Annotated in this window: 19 protein-coding genes and 3 tRNA genes; 11 read left to right on the forward strand and 11 right to left on the reverse strand. The window is 56.7% G+C overall.

Annotated features, from left to right (window positions below; all coding sequences use genetic code 11):
• Positions 1 to 12: 12 nt before the first annotated feature.
• Positions 13 to 990, reverse strand: coding sequence for a phosphoserine phosphatase (serB, locus tag WFK59_RS12075; RefSeq protein ID WP_233985369.1), 978 nt, complete (start codon positions 988 to 990; stop codon positions 13 to 15).
• 107 nt (positions 991 to 1,097) lie between these two features.
• Between serB and WFK59_RS12080 the strand changes: the two genes are divergently transcribed.
• A complete protein-coding gene (locus WFK59_RS12080) occupies positions 1,098 to 1,748 on the forward strand; it encodes a YtjB family periplasmic protein (RefSeq protein WP_094119192.1) in 651 nt (216 codons plus the stop codon).
• 99 nt (positions 1,749 to 1,847) lie between these two features.
• Here the strand turns inward: WFK59_RS12080 and yjjG are convergent, their stop codons facing one another.
• The 3 genes from yjjG to WFK59_RS12095 are packed head-to-tail and all read right to left on the reverse strand — an operon-like array spanning position 1,848 to position 3,369.
• Positions 1,848 to 2,528: a pyrimidine 5'-nucleotidase gene (gene yjjG, locus WFK59_RS12085; RefSeq protein WP_233985370.1), complete on the reverse strand. Its 681-nt coding sequence runs from the start codon at positions 2,526 to 2,528 to the stop codon at positions 1,848 to 1,850.
• An 18-nt stretch (positions 2,529 to 2,546) separates the two neighbouring features.
• Complete coding sequence (rimI, locus tag WFK59_RS12090; RefSeq protein WP_336755880.1) at positions 2,547 to 2,987, reverse strand: ribosomal protein S18-alanine N-acetyltransferase; 441 nt, start codon at positions 2,985 to 2,987, stop codon at positions 2,547 to 2,549.
• Entirely contained in the window at positions 2,959 to 3,369 is a 411-nt protein-coding gene (locus WFK59_RS12095) for a DNA polymerase III subunit psi (RefSeq protein ID WP_233985372.1), read from the reverse strand. The genes rimI and WFK59_RS12095 overlap by 29 nt, the downstream gene beginning before the upstream one ends.
• Positions 3,370 to 3,475: 106 nt before the next feature.
• On the opposite strand from WFK59_RS12095, the gene rsmC reads away from it, so the two are divergent.
• The 4 genes from rsmC (at position 3,476) to WFK59_RS12115 (ending at position 4,977) form a co-directional block, all read left to right on the forward strand.
• Entirely contained in the window at positions 3,476 to 4,507 is a 1,032-nt protein-coding gene (gene rsmC, locus WFK59_RS12100; RefSeq protein WP_233985373.1) for a 16S rRNA (guanine(1207)-N(2))-methyltransferase RsmC, read from the forward strand.
• A 151-nt stretch (positions 4,508 to 4,658) separates the two neighbouring features.
• Positions 4,659 to 4,745 (forward strand) — tRNA-Leu (locus WFK59_RS12105).
• Positions 4,746 to 4,775: 30 nt separating this feature from the next.
• Positions 4,776 to 4,862 (forward strand) — tRNA-Leu (locus tag WFK59_RS12110).
• A 28-nt stretch (positions 4,863 to 4,890) separates the two neighbouring features.
• Positions 4,891 to 4,977 (forward strand) — tRNA-Leu (locus WFK59_RS12115).
• A 73-nt stretch (positions 4,978 to 5,050) separates the two neighbouring features.
• Here WFK59_RS12115 and WFK59_RS12120 read toward each other — a convergent pair.
• Positions 5,051 to 5,335: a DUF1435 domain-containing protein gene (locus tag WFK59_RS12120; RefSeq protein ID WP_233985374.1), complete on the reverse strand. Its 285-nt coding sequence runs from the start codon at positions 5,333 to 5,335 to the stop codon at positions 5,051 to 5,053.
• A gap of 221 nt (positions 5,336 to 5,556) precedes the next feature.
• On the opposite strand from WFK59_RS12120, the gene WFK59_RS12125 reads away from it, so the two are divergent.
• From WFK59_RS12125 to WFK59_RS12135, 3 genes are all read left to right on the forward strand, one after another.
• On the forward strand, positions 5,557 to 6,645 hold the full coding sequence (locus tag WFK59_RS12125) for a GGDEF domain-containing protein (protein ID WP_233985375.1): 1,089 nt from the start codon (positions 5,557 to 5,559) through the stop codon (positions 6,643 to 6,645).
• A 192-nt stretch (positions 6,646 to 6,837) separates the two neighbouring features.
• The gene (gene fhuF, locus WFK59_RS12130; RefSeq protein WP_336755881.1) at positions 6,838 to 7,629 is read left to right on the forward strand and encodes a siderophore-iron reductase FhuF; all 792 of its coding nucleotides are present in this window, start codon (positions 6,838 to 6,840) and stop codon (positions 7,627 to 7,629) included.
• A gap of 96 nt (positions 7,630 to 7,725) precedes the next feature.
• Positions 7,726 to 8,190 (forward strand): YbaK/EbsC family protein, encoded by a 465-nt coding sequence (locus WFK59_RS12135; protein WP_233985377.1) that lies wholly within the window; start codon positions 7,726 to 7,728, stop codon positions 8,188 to 8,190.
• On the opposite strand, the gene WFK59_RS12140 is transcribed toward WFK59_RS12135, so the two are convergent.
• The 4 genes from WFK59_RS12140 to WFK59_RS12155 form a co-directional block, all read right to left on the reverse strand.
• A complete protein-coding gene (locus tag WFK59_RS12140) occupies positions 8,187 to 9,407 on the reverse strand; it encodes an MFS transporter (RefSeq protein ID WP_336755882.1) in 1,221 nt (406 codons plus the stop codon). The genes WFK59_RS12135 and WFK59_RS12140 overlap by 4 nt on opposite strands.
• 208 nt (positions 9,408 to 9,615) lie before the next feature.
• A complete protein-coding gene (locus WFK59_RS12145) occupies positions 9,616 to 10,602 on the reverse strand; it encodes a nucleoside hydrolase (RefSeq protein WP_233985379.1) in 987 nt (328 codons plus the stop codon).
• A gap of 12 nt (positions 10,603 to 10,614) precedes the next feature.
• Positions 10,615 to 11,637: a LacI family DNA-binding transcriptional regulator gene (locus WFK59_RS12150; RefSeq protein WP_233985380.1), complete on the reverse strand. Its 1,023-nt coding sequence runs from the start codon at positions 11,635 to 11,637 to the stop codon at positions 10,615 to 10,617.
• A gap of 66 nt (positions 11,638 to 11,703) precedes the next feature.
• Entirely contained in the window at positions 11,704 to 13,095 is a 1,392-nt protein-coding gene (locus WFK59_RS12155) for an MFS transporter (RefSeq protein WP_233985381.1), read from the reverse strand.
• Between the two features lie 589 nt (positions 13,096 to 13,684).
• Between WFK59_RS12155 and WFK59_RS12160 the strand changes: the two genes are divergently transcribed.
• On the forward strand, positions 13,685 to 14,239 hold the full coding sequence (locus WFK59_RS12160; RefSeq protein ID WP_233985382.1) for a histidine phosphatase family protein: 555 nt from the start codon (positions 13,685 to 13,687) through the stop codon (positions 14,237 to 14,239).
• Here WFK59_RS12160 and WFK59_RS12165 read toward each other — a convergent pair.
• The gene (locus WFK59_RS12165; RefSeq protein ID WP_233985383.1) at positions 14,221 to 15,186 is read right to left on the reverse strand and encodes a WD40 repeat domain-containing protein; all 966 of its coding nucleotides are present in this window, start codon (positions 15,184 to 15,186) and stop codon (positions 14,221 to 14,223) included. The genes WFK59_RS12160 and WFK59_RS12165 overlap by 19 nt on opposite strands.
• Positions 15,187 to 15,689: 503 nt before the next feature.
• Here WFK59_RS12165 and WFK59_RS12170 point away from each other — a divergent pair.
• Positions 15,690 to 16,703, forward strand: a complete 1,014-nt coding sequence (locus tag WFK59_RS12170) for a capsular polysaccharide synthesis protein (RefSeq protein ID WP_293001897.1) — start codon at positions 15,690 to 15,692, stop codon at positions 16,701 to 16,703.
• On the opposite strand, the gene WFK59_RS12175 is transcribed toward WFK59_RS12170, so the two are convergent.
• A complete protein-coding gene (locus tag WFK59_RS12175) occupies positions 16,680 to 17,597 on the reverse strand; it encodes a LysR family transcriptional regulator (protein WP_336755883.1) in 918 nt (305 codons plus the stop codon). The genes WFK59_RS12170 and WFK59_RS12175 overlap by 24 nt on opposite strands.
• 111 nt (positions 17,598 to 17,708) lie before the next feature.
• Here WFK59_RS12175 and WFK59_RS12180 point away from each other — a divergent pair, with 111 nt between their 5' ends.
• Complete coding sequence (locus WFK59_RS12180; RefSeq protein ID WP_031376341.1) at positions 17,709 to 18,098, forward strand: tautomerase family protein; 390 nt, start codon at positions 17,709 to 17,711, stop codon at positions 18,096 to 18,098.
• Positions 18,099 to 18,291 lie beyond the last annotated feature (193 nt).

Below are 18,291 nucleotides of genomic sequence, written 5' to 3' on the forward strand. Positions count from 1 at the left end.
TCAATACCTCAGTTAACGCTCTTCGTGGATCAGGCTGCCGGTGAGGATGCAGAACACCCCCATTAAATCGGCATGGCGAATGGTGACCGCAGTCTGCTCATTCACCTTAGGTTTCGCATGGTAGGCAATGCCCAGCGCTGAGGCTTTAATCATCAGCAGGTCATTGGCCCCATCGCCAACCGCCACGGTCTGTTCCGGCGCGATGTCAAAACGCTGCGCCAGCTTTTTCAGCGTGTCGGCTTTGTATTGTGCGTCGACAATCGGTCCCAGCAGGTTGCCGGTGAGTTTGCCGTCGCGGATTTCCAGTTCATTGGCGACTACCGCTGAAAGATGCAGCTTGTCGCGCAGGTATTCGGCGTAATAGGTAAAGCCGCCCGAGGCGATCGCGACCTGCCAGCCCAGCGCCTGCAGTTTTTGCGTCAGCGTGGTCAGGCCCGGCATCAGCGGCAGCGCATCGCGCACCTGCTTCAGAATATTAGCATCGGCCCCTTGCAGGGTCGCCACCCGCTCACGCAGGCTGGCGGTGAAGTCGAGTTCGCCGCGCATTGCGCGTTCGGTGACGTCTGCCACCCGCTCGCCACTGCCGGCCAGTTTTGCAATCTCGTCGATGCACTCGATCTGAATCGCGGTGGAGTCCATATCCATCAGCAACAGGCCCGGCGTTTTCAGGTGCGGAATTTTACCCAGCGGCGCCACGTCCATCCCGGCATCATGCGCCAGTTTGCTGGCGAACGGCGTTAGCGAGCCCGCCAGGCGAATCACCTGATACTCATCGACGTTCCAGGCGCTGACGATCACCATCGCGGCACCCAGCTGATGCTGGTAGTCGGTCAGCCGTTGCTTATCCAGCCCGCGGCCGTACAGTAGCCAGCCAGTCCGGCCAGCGCGATAATCCAGCGGCATCACTTCATCACCGCTAAGGGAAAGGGGCAAACCCGGCCAGAGAGAGACATCGGCGGGCAGATCGCACCAGGTTAAACGATTTGGCATCACAGCTCCTGTAGGGACAACAAAACCACGCAAGAGGCTACCTTGTCTGCGCCGCTTCTGGCAACATAATCTCCAGGCTTTCTGTTGTGACGTGACACGGATTATTGATGGCTAAAACCGCACTAAAATTTCGCTTACATCGCACGGTGATTGTGCTGATCTCAATGGCGCTGCTGGTGGTCCTGATGCAGGGCGCTTCCTGGTTCAGTCTCGGCCATCAAATGGCGCGTTCCGAACAGGTCGAGGAGCTGGCGCATACCCTGACCAATCAGGTGGCGTTCAGCCTGAAGCCGTTGATGGATAACAGCGAAAATAACCGCAACCAGATTGAAGCCATTCTCAATCAGATGACCGCCAACAGCCGCATCCTCGACGCCTCGGTGTATGACGGCGACGGCAGCTTAGTGGCGCACAGCGGTGAAAATATCAATGTGCGCGACCGGCTGGCGCTGGATGGCAAACGCGCCGGCAGCTATTTCAATCATCAGATTGTCCAGCCGCTGGCCGGTAATGATGGCCCGCTCGGCTTTTTGCGCGTCACGCTCGATACCCACGTACTGGTCACCGAATCGCGCCAGGTGGATAACACCACCAACATTCTGCGCCTGATGATGCTGCTGGCGCTGGCGATCGGCATTATTCTCTCCCGCACCCTGCTGCGCCATCGCCGGACCCGCTGGCAGCAGTCGCCGTTTCTGCTCACCGCCAGTACGCCGGTGAAAGAAGATCGCGATGAGGAAGACGAGAAAAAAGAGTAGCGCCTCGTCGCTGATCCCACCGCGCGATAATACAACTGAAAAGGCCCGTCAGACGGGCCTTTTTAGCAATCAGCGTGCGGCTTTGCGAGGCATCCCGCATTAACCGGCCAGCAGGGCTTCCAGTTCACTCAGCGATTTGACCTGCCAGGTCGGATGAATATGTTCCGGCAGCGGACGGGTACCGTGATCGAGCCAGCAGGTTTTCAGACCGGCATTCATCCCGCCGAGAATGTCCGACTCCGGAGTATCCCCCACCATCAGCACCCGCTGACGATCCGGGTTGCCCATCTGCTTCAGCGCATAATCAAAGATCTCTGCGGCCGGTTTCGGCACGCCCACCTGTTCCGAGATCACCAGCGCCGAGAAGTAATCACGAAAACCGGTACGCTCCAGCCGCGTCTGTTGCAGCGCGGTGAAACCGTTGGTGATGATGCCCATCTTCACCCGGCCATGCAGCCGGTTCATCAGGCTGACCGCGCCCGGCAGCGGCGTGCAGATCTCGCCCATCGCCGTAAGAAAGCCGCTGTTGAGGATCTCCGGTGCCACGCTGAGTTTTTCGCTCCAGTGATTAAAGCGCTGGGTCTGCAGCTGTAGCGCCGAAATAGTGCCGTTCTGATAATCGACCCACAGCGGCTTATTAATCGCCTGATAATCGGCGTAATCCTGGTCGGAAAACTGCACGTCGTAGCCAGCAAACAGTCGCTGTAATCCGGCATAGGCGTCGAAATGAAAAAGGGTATCGTCAGCATCAAACAGGATGCAATCCCAGTTATCTAACATCAAAGCTCCTTAACACCACTACAGCGTCAGCGCCATGATGATGGCGTCTTCGCGACCGCTGGCGGTGGGATAATAGTTGGGACGGCGGCTGACCTGGTTAAACTGCAGTTGCTCATAGAGCGCAATTGCCGGCAGATTTGAGGCCCGCACTTCCAGCCACAGCGTCAGCACGTCGCGTTTAATCAGTTCATCAATCAGATGCTGTAACAATTGACGGCCAAATCCCCGGCGCTGCCAGGCGGGATCGACCGCAATGTTGAACAGCGAGGCTTCATCCAGTACCACCTGAGTGATAGCGAAGGCGGCCATTTGACCGTCCACATCGAGTCGCAGATTGAGAAAGCGTTCGCCCTGGTTACTGGCAAACGTCTGTTCACTCCAGGGAAAGGCGTAACTACGACGCTCAATGGCAAAGGCCTGCGCCCGATCGTCAGGGGTGAGAAAAGAGATGGCTGTCATGGTTACACATCTGTTGCCAGAGCGCGCGTTTGGCGGCGCCGCTGCTGATCAGTTCATTGAAGGAGGCGCTGGTTAATGCCACGCCGTTAAAGGTCTGTTCGCTCTCGACCCCAAGCAACCAGCCTGCGCAATTGAGCGTTTCCGGCAGCATTTGCAGCTGGTCCGGCGTCACGGTCATTACCTGAGTGGGTTGCAGATTCAGCGTATGCAGCACGTCGCGCATCAGCGGTTCGTGCAGGCCGGGCGGTGTGTCAGCCACGATAATCAGCTGCGTGTCCGGTGCCAGCGTGACCGCAATTTCGCCCTGAAGCACGCGCGGGCGGCGCAGCTGATACTGCGTAATTCCCATTTGCTGTAAAAGCCAGTCGCGCCTGGACGTCATGGTGTTACCTGTTCTGCTGCCTGAATGCGACGCTATGCTAGCAAACCCATCGAACATGCGCCAACAAACCACTATAATCGCCGCTCAGATCTTACAGGAGCCCTACATGTCTGCTTTTACCCCGGCCAGCGAAGTCATTCTGCGCCACAGTGATGAATTTACCGCCCGCCACGTTTTGTTTGCTGGCGATCTGCAGGATGACCTGCCCGCTCAGCTGGAGACCGCCTCTTCGCGCGTTCATACCCAGCAATATCATCACTGGCAAAACCTGAGCCACCGCATGGGCGAACAGGCGCGTTATGGACTGGTTGCGCAGGCGGAGGATGTGCAGGGTTGCGATACGCTGGTCTATTTCTGGACCAAGAACAAACCCGAAGTGCAGTTCCAGCTGCAGAACCTGCTGTCATTGCTGCCGGTGGGCTGCGATGTCTTTGTGGTGGGTGAAAACCGCAGCGGCGTGCGCAGCGCTGAAGGGATGCTGGAAGAGTGGGTCACGCTGGAGAAGATCGACAGCGCACGCCGCTGTGGCCTTTACCACGGTCGCCTCGACAAACAGCCTGAGTTTGATGCCAGCACCTTTGGTCATACTTATCAGCTCAACGATCTGACCATTCATACTCTGCCTGGCGTATTCAGCCGTGACGGTCTGGATAGCGGCAGTGCGCTGTTGCTGTCGACCTTTACCGCACATACCAAAGGTAAAGTGCTGGATATCGGTTGCGGTGCGGGTGTGCTTGCCGCGTCGCTGCCGGCGCGTTCGCCAAAAGTGCGTCTGTGGCTGTGCGACGTCCACGCCGCGGCGATTGAAGCGAGTAAAGCCACGCTGGCTGCCAACGGTCTGGAAGGCGAAGTGTTCGCCAGCAACGTCTTCTCTGATGTGACCGGTCGCTTCGACATGATCATCTCGAATCCGCCGTTCCATGAAGGCACTCAGACCAGCCTTGACGCCGCACAGGCGCTGATTCGTGGCGCAGTGAAGCATCTCAACACCGGCGGTGAACTGCGTATCGTTGCTAACACCTTCCTGCCCTATCCACAGGTGCTGGATGAAACGTTCGGCAGCCATGAAGTGATCGCACAAACCGGCCGCTTTAAAGTGTATCGCGCCGTCTATGGTCGCGGAGCGAAAACGCGCTAAGGCCTTTTCCCGCCGTTAACCGCTTTGCCGGGCTGAAAACGTTGCTTTTTACAGCGATCGTTTCAGCCCGACGAAATAGTTGTTGACGCAAAGAGTAAAATCTCTAGAATGCGCCTCCGTGGTTGTAACATTCTCAACGTGTTACGGGTATGCGAAGGTGGCGGAATTGGTAGACGCGCTAGCTTCAGGTGTTAGTGTCTTAACGGACGTGAGGGTTCAAGTCCCTCTCTTCGCACCAAAATCACAAGTTTCATATCGCGAGCACTGCGCGAAGGTGGCGGAATTGGTAGACGCGCTAGCTTCAGGTGTTAGTGTCTTAACGGACGTGAGGGTTCAAGTCCCTCTCTTCGCACCATTGCGGTGATATGAACAGACAACTCGATGCGAAGGTGGCGGAATTGGTAGACGCGCTAGCTTCAGGTGTTAGTGTCTTAACGGACGTGAGGGTTCAAGTCCCTCTCTTCGCACCAACGTTGTCATCTTCCTGCTGTAATCCTTTCTGTTCTGTCCATCCTGTACGCATTCTTTCGCCATTTCCTGTCGTTAATTCAGGTGAAAATTCACCGATACCGCCGCCAGTCCGCCCGCTAATGCCAGACATGATGGCAGCAGCAGATAGTGGCGTAAGCGTTGATTAAACAGCATCACAATCGTCATCAGTAGCGCAACAACCATCACCAGCCGCCACTGGCTGAAGCTCGGCCCCCACAAGGCAAATAATGGCATGGCGGCGCATGGCAGCAGCACGCCCCAGGCACTGTCCAGTTTTTTCCCCATCACCCAGCTAAATCCCCACAGGCCGCAGGCGGCAATGATAGCCATCCCCATGATCCACACCTCAAATGATAAGCATTCCCATTATCATATGACACTTCTGTGCCTTGTGCAGCCTGTTTTTGTCGGGTCCGGTCCGGAAGATGACAGACCAGTTGGAAAATGCTAGATTGCGGCCGATAACACTTTTAATAACAGCAATAATTTGCTCACCGTCCGGTAAAAGTTTTGCCGGCTTGCGCTTTGATATTTCAGGGCCGTAACGAGTATTTATAATGAAATTACACTCTTATGAAGAGCTGAAACACAGCAAATATCGACTTTCGCTCATGCTTTTGTTGTTCCTTAACGCTGTTATCTCGCTATTTTGTCTGACGCCGATAAAGCAGAGTGAAATGACGTTACCGGTAATATTGGTGGCTATCTTTAGCAGCGCCATTTTATGCCTTTGCTTAATTCGCCCTAAAGTACAATTACCGCTATTAAATCCGGTTGCCTTTATACTGGGCGTACTGTGGGCCTGGCACATTAACTATCGCTTTAATCAAATCTTTTATTTTGATGGCGGTTTTCTGATTATCAGTTTGCTCAGCGTCTTTTTTATCAGCGCCATTGCCCTCAGCGATCATCTGCTGGCCTTTTGCCTGCATATCACGCCGCCGGTGTTAACCGTGTTGCTGCTGGACAAGGGTGAACATCTGCCGCTGATCCTGCTCAACATCGCGCTGCCGCTGATCGGTTTCTCGCTCCAGCACCTGATGCGCCGCCGCGCCGATAACTTTACCCTGCGCCTGATGCACCAGCTCTATCAGGAGAAAGAGGCCTTCAGCGACCTCAGTATGCTCGATCCGCTCACCGGCCTGTATAACCGCCGCGGGCTGAAAAACCGGCTCGACAATATTCTGGAAAACCATGCAGGCAGTCATTATGTGCTGCTGCTGGATATCGATCATTTTAAAGCCTACAACGATAATTATGGTCATGCGATGGGTGACCAGGCGCTGGCGCGGGTCTCGGTGGCGATTCGTGATGCGGTGCGTTCGCGTGATGTGGTGACCCGCTATGGCGGCGAAGAGTTTCTGGTATTAATGACCAACGTTAACAGTTCCATTGCGATGAAACTGGCAGAGCGGATTCGTCAGTATGTGGTTGATTTAGAAATCCCTCATCGCTTTAACGAAAAAGTCTCGACCCATGTCACCATCAGCGCCGGTATTGCGCCTATTTATGATAATGAATTTGACCAGGCGGTGGCGAATGCGGACCGCGCATTATATGTGGCCAAAAATCAGGGAAGAAATACCATTCTGGCCTGGGAAGATTTGCCTAAAGCTCAACACCTGCCGTCCACTGAACGGGCGTAATATTCTGCGCCGGAACCGGCTATTATCGTGTCGGCGCAACGACCCGCCATTTTTCATTCTATTAGTTCTTATTCCTGACTTAATTTTTACTCCCTGTTACCGGCTATCACTTGCTGTTGTTTTGCACAGCTTGTAGAGTGAATCAATAACGATTATCATTTGCTTTCTTATCTACCCTTTTCGCGAGTCGACATGGCAACCGTAACCGCACAGGAAAATCGCTTTAGCACGCAGTCGATAATCTTCCGGCAACACGATGGTTCGCTGGCGGAAAGTTTGCAGCAGCGGCTATTACAGCAGCCCGACTACCTGCAGCAGTCGATTAAGCTCGATCGGCCTGCCCCGTCCGATTGCCTGACGCTCGCCGAATGGTCACAAACCGCCACCTTCACCCCACTGATTCAGCGCTACAGCGACTATCTCTATCGCGATCATCCTGATGCGGTGCGGGAAGCAAAGCCGGTGCTGTCACTGTGGGCGCAGTGGTATTTTGGCCTGTTGCTGCCGCCGCTGATGATAGCCTTACTGCAGGAGTCGCGCGCGCTCGACTGCTCGCCTGAACAGATCCGGGTTGAGTTTCAGCAGGGTCATCCCGCCGCGTTCTGGATTGCGGTACAGGAAGATGACGATGCGCACTATCTTAATGCGCAGCAGCGCCTCGATCGGCTGATTCAGCAGCATCTGATTCCGGTGGTCAACAGCATCACCCGCCACGGCGACATCAATGCCAGACTGATCTGGAACAACATGGGTTTTTCGTTTCAGTGGTTCCTCGGTGAGCTGAAAAGTCAGATTGGCGAGCAGCAGGTGGCGCAGCTGGAACAGGCGCTGTTCTTCAACCAGCGGCTGCTGGATGGCAGTGATAATCCGCTCTACCGCACCATGATCCCCCGCAACGGCGAACTGGTTCGTCGCAGCTGCTGCCAGCGTTATCGCATTCCCGATGTGGCGCAGTGCGGCAACTGCACATTAAGCAGCAGCTGATCGCGACGCATTCTGTCACGGAATCTCCGCTAATCTCGTTTACAGGCCCGAAGGCTTGTGGCAATTTCTACGCCTTCGATCAGCCTGGAGAGAAAGATGAGCCTGGAGTCAGTCCGCCAGTTCTTTGCCGAACACGCCCCTGAAATTGAAATTATTGAGTTGGCCGAAAGCACCGCGACGGTTGAGCTGGCCGCCCGCGCCCACGGCGTCACGCCGGGTCAGATCGCCAAAACCCTGTCGTTAAAGGTGAAAGATGAAGTGGTGCTAATCGTGACCCGCGGTGACGCCCGGCTGGATAACCGCAAGCTGAAAGCGGCGCTGGGCGCCAAAGCGCGGATGCTCAGCGTCGATGAGGTGATTAACTGGACCGGCCATCCGGTCGGCGGCGTCTGCCCGTTCGGGCTGGAAAATCCGCTGACCGTTTACTGCGATGTATCGCTGCGCAGTTTTGACGAGGTGCTGCCCGCGGCAGGCGCCATCCATAGCGCGGTGCGCATCAGCCCGCAACAGATGGCTGAACTGACCGCCGCCCGATGGATTGACGTCTGCGAGGCGCGTTAATCGGGCTGTCGGGCCACCGCGCCGGAAATTTCGATGCCGCGTGTTTCGCGGCCGAATGCCACTAACAGGCAGATCAGCACCGCCACCGTACCCGCCACCATCGCCATGCCGAGTCCGTAATTGCCGCCGTGCGCTTCTGCAATGCGCGACTGCAGCGTGGCGTTGACGGAGGCGATCAGATTCCCCAGCTGATAAACAAAGCCTGGCAACACGGCGCGCGCGTTAGCGGGTACCAGTTCGGTCAGGTAGGTCGGTACCACGCCCCACGCGCCCTGCACCATAAACTGCATCAGGAAAGCGCCAATGCCGATTGCCCAGGAGCCGCTGGAAAAAGCCCACAGCGGTAAAATCGGCAATGTCAGCAGTGACGCCAGAATAATCGCCTTTTTACGGCCGATACGTTCCGACAGTGAGCCGAAGCAGATGCCGCCCAGCATCGCCGCGATGTTGTAGCCGATGGCGATAATGCTGACGGTATGGGCATCAAACTGGTGCTGCACTTTAAGGAACGTAGGATAGAGATCCTGGGTACCGTGGCTGAAAAAGTTAAAGCAGGCCATCAGCAGCACCATGTAGAGACAGATTTTCCAGTGCTGGCGAATGATCGGCATCAGCGCCGAGCTGGTTTTACTTTGCCGTGCCGCCAGCCAGACTGGCGATTCCGGCACCTTAAAGTAGATAAACGGCAGCAGCAGAATCGGCACCGCGCCAATCAGGAACATTCCCCGCCAGCCAACGGTAGCGAAGAACAGGCCAAAGACGATCGACGCCAGCAGATAGCCACAGGGATAACCCGCCTGGAAAATGCCGGACATCAGCCCGCGAGAGCGATCCGGAATGGTTTCCATCGCCAGCGAAGAGGCCACGCCCCAGATCCCGCCCATCGCCACGCCGTAAATCACCCGGAATGCCAGAAACGCGCCAAAGGTCGGTGACCAGGCGGAGAGCAGTTCGAACAGTGAAAACAGCACAATATTCAGCATCAGAATCGGCTTACGGCCATAGCGCTCCGCCAGGCGACCAAACAGCAGCGCCCCGATTGGCCGTACCGCCAGCGTCAGCATAATTGCCAGCGAGACCTCGGAAACCGAGGTGTGAAAATAGTGCGCCAGATCGCTGAGCACAAAAACCAGAATAAAGAAGTCGAAAGCATCCAGCGTCCAGCTGGCAAAACTGGCAAAGGCCACGTTTCGCTGGGTCGGGGTCCAGTTAAGCATGTCACTATCCTGTCTGAGCGGCTTCGGCACAGTGGCCGGAAAGGGGTTAGCGCAACCCGCAGCATGGTTGCGAATTTGTTAACCACTTGTATATATCATGTCAGAAAGGTTAGCGTGCTACGCAATTGTCAGCCGCTGCTTCAGGCTGTAAATAAGCGTGTCAGAAAGGGGGTTCAGTAGCATTACGGGGCGGGTTTCGCCCCGATTTTCAGGCTGTCAGGCGATGAAACGCCTGCTCGATGATCGAGAGCAGCTGCGCGTTATCAACGCGATGCAGTACATGGACTAACGCACCACAGTTTTCCGGGATGCCGGTCGTCACGCGCAGCGGCTGACGGTAACGCCAGCTTTTGCCGCGCGTCGGCCCGGCCCGCAGTTCGATATCGACCCGATAATCGATGCCGGAGGCCACCCGCTGATTCAGCAGCCAGGCGATCACCAGTGCATCATGAATCCAGCAGCCGGCCAGATGACGGGTCTGCATCGAATAGTCGATCCACGGCCGCAGCGTGTCGCGCACAAAGTGGGTCAGCGGATGATCTACGGCGGTCAGGCGGGTCAGATCCTGCTGAGTCAGCAGAGTCTGGGTCGTGACATCCATCGGCACCAGCGTCAGGGTTGCGCCGCTGTGCAACACCTGATGCGCCGCTTCCGGATCGAGACCAAAATTGGTGTCTTTGATGTAATCATCCAGCGCGAATACCCCGCCCATGATCACAATCTCCGCCACCGATTCCGCCATTGCCGGATAACGCTGCATCGCCAGTGCCACATTGGTCAGCGGACCAATCGCCACCAGCGTAATCTCGCCTGGATTGTCGCAAATCAGTTTGCCGATGGCGTCAGCCGCCTCGCCCGCCTCTGCCGGTAGATCGGCCGGCTGACGCACATCCTGCCACAGCGCGCTGAGACCAGACGCGGTGACCCGATCATCCAGCACCTCCCGCCACGGCACCGGATCTTCCAGCAGGGCGCGCGGCGCGCCCTGAACCACCGGAATGGGCAATCCCAGCCGGGTGACCAGATCTTTGGCGACGCGCGTCCCCACCTCACAGGGCGTATTACCCGCCACGGTGGTGATCAACTCCAGCGACAGTGCAGGAGAGGCCAGAGCCAGCGCAATCGCCAGCCCGTCATCGGTGTTAGCACCCGCGATGCCGTTGCCGGGATCGCAGTCAATAATGATTCTTTTCATGGATTTGTCAGGTTAACTCTGGCTTTGCGGCTTACAGCCGCAGGATTCACCGATTTCAAGATAGTGTGGAAACTCTTCCAGTTGTGCTTCGTCATGCCCCTCTTTCAGCATCCGGATAGCGCAACGCGCCATCTCACGCAGCGGCTGGCGCACCGTGGTTAATGTCGGAACGTGAAAGGCAGCGTGTTCAGTGCCGTTGAAGCAGACCAGCGCCACATCCTGCGGGACGCGGATCTGATGTTCGGAGAAGGCGCGCAGTGCGCCCAGGGCCTGACCTTCATTACTGGTAAACAGCGCACGCGGTACGCAACGGCGTGCAATCATGGTCTGAGCCGCGGCGTAACCGCCCTGACGGCTATAGCTGGCCGGAAAGATCAGCGCTTCATCAATCGCCAGGCCGCGATCCTGCATCGCGTCACGCCAGCCCTGAATCCGATCCTGCGCATTGAGCATCTCTGTCGGGCCGCTGATCATTCCCACCTGCTGATAACCGTGGCTCAACAGGTGTGAGGTCACCTGCCAGGCGGCCTGACGCTCATTGACCCGCAGCATACTGACGCCCGGCTGCGGCTCTACCCGTTCCAGCATCACCAGCGGCGTACCGCTGGCTGTGATCATCTCAATGTAGGGATGACGATCGACGCTGTTATAAAACAGCCCATCGACCTGCCGGTTCAGCAACCCCTGAATCAACTCCAGCTCGCGCTTGCGGTCATCGCCCGCATCGCCCAGCAGCATCACATGACCGTGATTAAGTGACTCCTGAAGCAGGACGTGGGCCATCGAGGCCACAAACGGGTTGCTGATGTTGGGAACCACCAGACCAAAGGTTTTGGTATTTCCGGAGGCCAGTGCGCGCGCTGCGGCATTGGGCCGGTATCCGGTCGCCTGAATCGCAGCCAGCACCCGCTGACGTGTCGCATCGGCAACCGGACGTGGACCGTTATTAATCACATAACTGACCACCGCCACCGAGGTGCCTGCCGCTTTCGCGACCTCACTGCGGGTGACTTTTCCTGTTAACGACTTAGCCACATCCCTTTCCTCCCTAAACAAAGCAGGCCGTATTACACGGCCTGCTGCACTTTTTTATTGTCCCGGCTATATCGCATCATCGGGCAGATTGAGATCCCGCCCTCGCGTCTCTGGCGCCACAAAGGTGGTGAAGAACCCGATGGCGGCCATCACCGAGAAGTAGACCGCAATCGGCCACCAGTGACCGCTGTAGGAGAGCATCGCTGCCGCCACCAGCGGCGCGGTGCCGCCAGAGAGAATCGAACCCAGCTCTTTAGCGAACGCCATTTTGGTGTAGCGATGATGGACACCGAACATCTCTACGCCCCACGCCGCCTGCACGCCATAAATGCCCAGTGACGCCAGCGCCATCCCGACCACAATCACCGGAATGATCAAGGCCGGTTCGCGGCTATCCAGCAGCGTAAAGGCAGGCCAGGCATAGACCATCAGCAGCAGGCAGAACATGCGATAGACTATCCGACGGCCAAAACGGTCCGACAGCCAGCCTGCACAGGGGATAATGATAAAGCCTAGCAGCGACGCCAGAAAAACGGCGGTGGTCGGTACCGATTTATCCACCATCAACACCTTAGCGACGTAGCCAACAATAAATCCCTGCGCCAGATAAGAAGGGCCATTTTCGCCGATACGCAGGCCGACCATGGTCCAGAAGGCGCGGGTGCGCTGAAAGAAAGGACGCGAGTCGACCGCGGGCTGAGCCGCCATCACGCCCGCACGCTCCGCCGCCATCTGCGCTTTTTTACGCTCAAAGACCGGGGTTTCACGCAGGTTACGCCGAATCCACAGTGCCACCAGCGCAATCAGGGCACTGCTGAGGAACGGGATACGCCAGCCCCACTCCAGCAGGCTTTGCTGATCCATCTGCACCACCACCAGCCAGACCAGCGAGGCCAGCAGCGTACCGCTGTTGGAACCGAGCGCGATCACCGACGAGATCAGGCCGCGACGTTCTACCGGCGCATATTCGCCCAGCATTACGGTACCGCCCGAGAGTTCAGCACCTGCACCAAAGCCCTGCGTGAAGCGCAGCAGCACCAGACAGGCGGGTGCCCAGACGCCAATCGACGCATAGCTGGGGATTAAACCGATAAAGGTGGTAGAGACGCCCATCAGGATGATAGTGGCAATCATCACCACCTTTCGCCCTTTGCGGTCGCCGAGCCAGCCGAAGAACAGCGCACCAATCGGCCGGGCAATAAAGCCGACCGACCAGGTCGCGAAGCTGGAGAGCAGCGCCATCGCCGGGGTCGATTCCGGGAAGAAAACGTCACCAAAAATAATGCCGGCGGCAAGGCCATAGAGCGCGAAATCCGCGTACTCCATTGCCGTACCTAACCAGCATGAGAAAGTGGCGCGCCAGAAATCTTTGCGGCCTGAAGGGGTATTAAACCGCTCGTCGGCGGCTGAAGTGGAAGGCTGTGATGCCTGCTGCTTAACGGTGCTGTGTGCCGTCATAACCCGGTCCCTGAATGAGTATGCAGATCGATAAACGCCCGTCCATGGGTCGGTTCCCGGATTGTAAGCGGAACTCCCCCGGTGGCGACGTTCGGATGACTAACCATGATGAAAGGTTAAGGGATTCCCTGGTGTTGGAATCTTGTCCTCGCTCGTTTTCGCCGATCTTTTTTTGACCGGTCGCTTTAATAGAGCGAATGTAACTTCACAATCAATGGCGCCTGCCGTGCATCATGCACCGTGAGCAATCACTGGGCACATAGTGTATCTACGCGCGTAGATAAATCAATAGATCTTCAGCTAATTTGTTAGCTAAATTTCATTATCACGTTGCGTCACCAGGCATTTTTATCGCAAATTCAGCCAGTTGCACTAAACACCCTGCGCAAAAAAAAGACACCACAACCAGTAAAGTAGCATTTTCTCTTATCATTAAGCTAAATCGATAAGCGATCCCTTTCATCGCGTCCTGTTGTCGCACGGCGCTGTTACCTGAGTATGACAACCTGAGCATTCTCTTAAAAAAGTGGCGGGGATTGGCAAACGCAGGCAATGCTTTACCCTGAGGTGAAGAGAGAGAAGGAAGGTTATGACGATTATTTTAATGCGACACGGTAAGCCCGACCATCCGCCTGGCCCACGGCACAACGTGCAGGCGCTGGCGGACTGGTGCGAAGCCTACGATCTGTCACAGGTCAGCGACGGTCCACCGCCGCGTAGCCTCTCCATCGCGCGTCAGGCAACGGTGGTGGTTTGCAGCCCGTTGCCCCGCGCCCGCTCGTCACTGAGCCAGCTCGGTTTGCAGCCGCATGAGGTTGATGCGTTATTCAGTGAGGTCGCGGTGCCGCTATTACCTGGCAGCCAGCTCCAGTTGCCGACGCTGCTCTGGCTGGCGCTGCTGCGGGTTTTGTGGCTGTGTGGCTACGCCGGTCAGTCGGAATCGCTGCGGCATGCACGCCATCGCGCCTCGCTGGCCGCCGATCGCTTAATAGAACATGCCCGACAGGGAACCGTATTGCTGCTGGGGCACGGCATCATGAATAAGATGATCGCCCGCGAGCTGCGCAAACGCGGCTGGCAGGCGGAAAAACATGCCAGCAGCCGCCACTGGAGCTCGGCGATTTATCATCGGCCGTTTATCTGATCGCGCGAAAAATAGCTCAGCACTTCACACCCGGTCCCTACCCGCGGCGTGGCAATCACTTTCCGCTGTGCCAGATCGATCACGCTTAGCGTGCCATCGCCCTGGTTAGCAATCAGTAACAGCTGCTTGTCAGGGCTGAAGCAGCCATCCATCGGCGTACTGCCAACCGCAATATCGCCGAGCGGATTGAGCAGATCGTCAAACAGGGTCACCACCGGCTCACCCTCACCTATCGCCACCAGCAGTTCACCATCGGCGCTGAACCGCACCACCTGACATGAACGCTGATGACCCGGCAGCGCCAGCCGCTGACGAATCCGATGGCTCTGCCGATCGATAACGTAGAGCAGCGGCGCATCGGCGGCACTGGCTACCAGGTAAGGATGTTTGGGTGACGCGGCGATACCGGCAATCGGCCCCGGCAGCAGAATGGTATCGATGATCCGCCCTTCCGCTTCGCACAGATCGACCACCGTGATGGTCGCGTCCTCTTCGTTATCGGTGAATAATTTGCGACCGCTGGGCGACAGCGTCAGGCGATGCGCCTGATGGGAAGGGATCGGAATCACTTTTTCCAGCTGGTCAGTGATGGGATCGATCACCGCCACCGCGGCACTCTCCTCACAGCAGAGATAAACTTTGCCATCGCGGCCCAGCTGACCGCTGTGCGGTGCCCGCAGCGGCGACAGGTCAATGAAGCCGCTGATCTCCCGGCGCTGTAAATCAATAATCGCCACTTTATGGCCCGGATGCGGATTGTTACCGTGAACGCCATCGCCGTAAATCGGGACATAGGCTTTGCCCCACGCCGTTAACATCACCAGTTCGTGCGGCCGCGGCGGAAAGGCATTAAGTTCCCGCTGTACCGCAAAGGTCTCCGGGTTGAGAAACAGGACGCGGTTGCCCTGTTTATCCACCGCCAGTAAACCGTGAGATTCACTCTGCATGCGCGCTCCTTTCTCAGTAAGGTCCTTTTAAGCGTAGACAATCGTCAACGCGCGACACGCTGTGAGCGATTGATGAGCAGAGCTAACGCAGCCGTTTAAGCGCAATCCGGCAGCGGAAAGGCAACCTGGCCACGGCACAGGCTATTCCCCGGCGGCGTGATTCAGAATTTCCTTATCAGGCAATGCAGGCGAGGCGAAATAAATGATAAAGGCGGGTTAACCTATTAAATTCATCAGCTGACCGGATTATTTCCGTATTATCCGAAAGTCGAAAAAAGACATAGCTTATAGCTAAATAATGTTTTATTAAAAAGGTGCAGTGCAATTTAAAACAGCCGTGAGGAAACTATCGCGCGCTTTTTCACTGCGCCGCCATCAGGGAAACCCTTTAATAATTCCCGCACTGATTGAAATTGCAGCCAGGCTGCAACGCCCCGCTATCGCATTAATTACCGGGCGCGCTTTCTGCAATATGACGGGAAAATAAAAACAACAGGTGCACCATGAGTTTACATCGCCAACGCCCTGCGCATAAGATCTGGCGCAACTGGAAAAGAATATCATTCAGTAGTCAGATGTTATGGAATAAAAAGCGACACGGCCTCTTTAGCGCTCCGGAATATGATCCGGGCCAGGAAGAGAATGTGGTGCTGATATCGCAGCAGAAAAGCCTGCCGGAGATTCCAAAGATTGTCTGGATGTACTGGCATAACGATCAGCTGCCCACCTCAATGGCGCTGAATATCAGTAAAATCCGTCGGGATAATCCCGATCACCAGGTTTATCTGATTACCCGGCATACCCTGCCGCAGTGGCTGCCCGATCTCGACTTTATCACTGCCGATCTGACGCTGGCCCATAAAAGTGAAATTATTCGTCTTGAACTGATCCACCGCTACGGCGGCATCGGCATTGATTGCAGTACCCTGCTGTTTGAAGATCTCGGCTGGGTGCATCGTGTTCATCAGGAGCGGTCGATGGATGTGATCGGTTATTACCGCGAACAATCGACCCTGAACTTCCTCGCGCCGGTGCTCGAAAGCTGGTTTGTCGCCGCTGCGCCACAAAACCTGTTTATCCGCGAGTGGCTGAAACAGCTGGCGCCGGTTAAAAATGTCGGCATCCAGAACTATTTTCAGGATCTGAAGAAGCGCGATGATTTCCCGATGATTGTGCAGAATATGGATAATCCGTCGCGTCAGCTGCTGTCGCTGGCACAGCAGGTGGCGATGCGCGAATACCGTCGCGCCAATCTCTACCTGCGTAAAGGCGAGGCCAACGCCTACTATTATCAACGTCTTCATGCCGACAGCAGCAGCGCCTTCGCCCATTCCGTGCTGTTTCAGCAACGACCGCAAACGCCACCCCCGATCATTAAACTGACCGGTAACGAGCGGCTGCATCTCGACTTTAATCTGCGGCTGGGATTGTATAATCGCCGCAGCCTGATGGGTGAGATGATGCAGCAGACCGCACCGGCGCTGACGCTGCCGCTAAGCGTCAAAGCGCGCGCGTAACCAGTGAGCAAAGGTGGTGACGGCGCGCGGCACCTGTGCCGCCCAGGGCCGCACTATCCACAGGCGGGCGGCGAATGCCTCGACCGCCTGCCATTCTGGCAGCACCTGTTGCAGTGAACCGTCCTTCAGCGCCGCGCTGGCGCTGAAGTCGGGCAGCATCGCAATGCCTAATCCCTGTAGCGCCGCATCACGGATCGACTCACTGTTATTGGTGGCAAAACAGCCCTGAATCCGCACCTGAATCCGCTCATCATCACCGTCGCTCACAAAGCTCCAGCGTGGCGATTCCACCCCGCGTGGATAGTACAGGCAGTTATGCCGGGCCAGATCCTGTGGCACCACCGGCAGCCCGTGCGCGGCCAGATAGGCCGGTGAGGCCACCAGCAGCGTGCGTGTATCACACAGCGGCAGCGCCACATGGGTTTCCGGCAGCCGGTCGCTGTGGCGTATCGCCAGATCAAACCCTTCACTGCTCAGCGACACAATGCGATCGGTGACGTCCAGCTGCAGGCGAACCTGCGGATAGTCACGCAGAAACTCGCCGATAAGCGGCACCAGTTGCTGACGGGCAAAGGCGACCGGCGCGGTGACCCGTACCCGTCCACGCACCGGACCGGCGGTGTCACGTACGCTGAAAAAGCTCTGCTCGATGCGGGCAAACGGCTCGCGCAGCTCCTCCACCAGCTTTTCACCCGCCGCGGTCAGCCGCACGCTGCGGGTGGTGCGCTGAACCAGCAGCACGCCCGCCATCTGCTCCAGCTCTTTGATTTTCTGACTCATCGCCGCTTTGCTGACGTCAAGGCGCTCTGCAGCACGGGTAAAGCTGCCCTGCTCCGCCAGCACCGTCAGCCAGTGCAGGTGATCCCACAGCGCATCGGTCTTCATCTCTTTCATTTTCATTGTTCAATATAGTGAATAATCAGTTCAGGCTACGCGCTTTTTCCCGGCGGATAAAGCGGTCACTATAGTCGCAACAGATATCCTTTTTACCGTGAGGAACCGCCAATGCCACTGCTGCAATTTGATGTTATTCAGGGTCGTTCAGAGTCAGAACTGCGTACGCTGCTGGATGCGGCACACCGTGCCGTCCTCACTGCCTTTCAGGTGCCTGAGCGCGATCGCTACCAGATTGTTCAGGAAAACAAGCGTCATCAGATGGTGTTTCAGGACACCGGACTGGGGTTCAGCCGCAGCGATAATCTGGTGATGGTGCGGGTCTACACCAGCCCGCGCAGCAGCGAACAGAAACAGCATTTTATGGCCGAACTGGCGCGTGAACTGCGGGAGAGCTGCGGCGTGCAGGGCAACGATTTAATGATCAGCTTTATCACCAATGACAAAGGCGACTGGAGCTTCGCCGACGGTGAGGCACAATACCTGACCGGCAAACTCTGAAATTGCGCTCCCGCCAGTACGACTGACGGTGTGCGCCAGCCGCCGTCAGGCCTGATAAATGCCCCTCTGATCCCCTCTCTCATCAATATGATCCTCACCGCACAAATCTGGCTGGATGTGTTGCAGCCGGGTTACAGCCAATATAGATTGTCGAAAAACCATCCCCCCGAAGGTGGCCGGCAGTCTGAAGCGC

It is taken from the genome of Pantoea sp. USHLN298 (assembly GCF_037149395.1).
In the GTDB taxonomy this organism is placed as follows: domain Bacteria; phylum Pseudomonadota; class Gammaproteobacteria; order Enterobacterales; family Enterobacteriaceae; genus Pantoea; species Pantoea astica.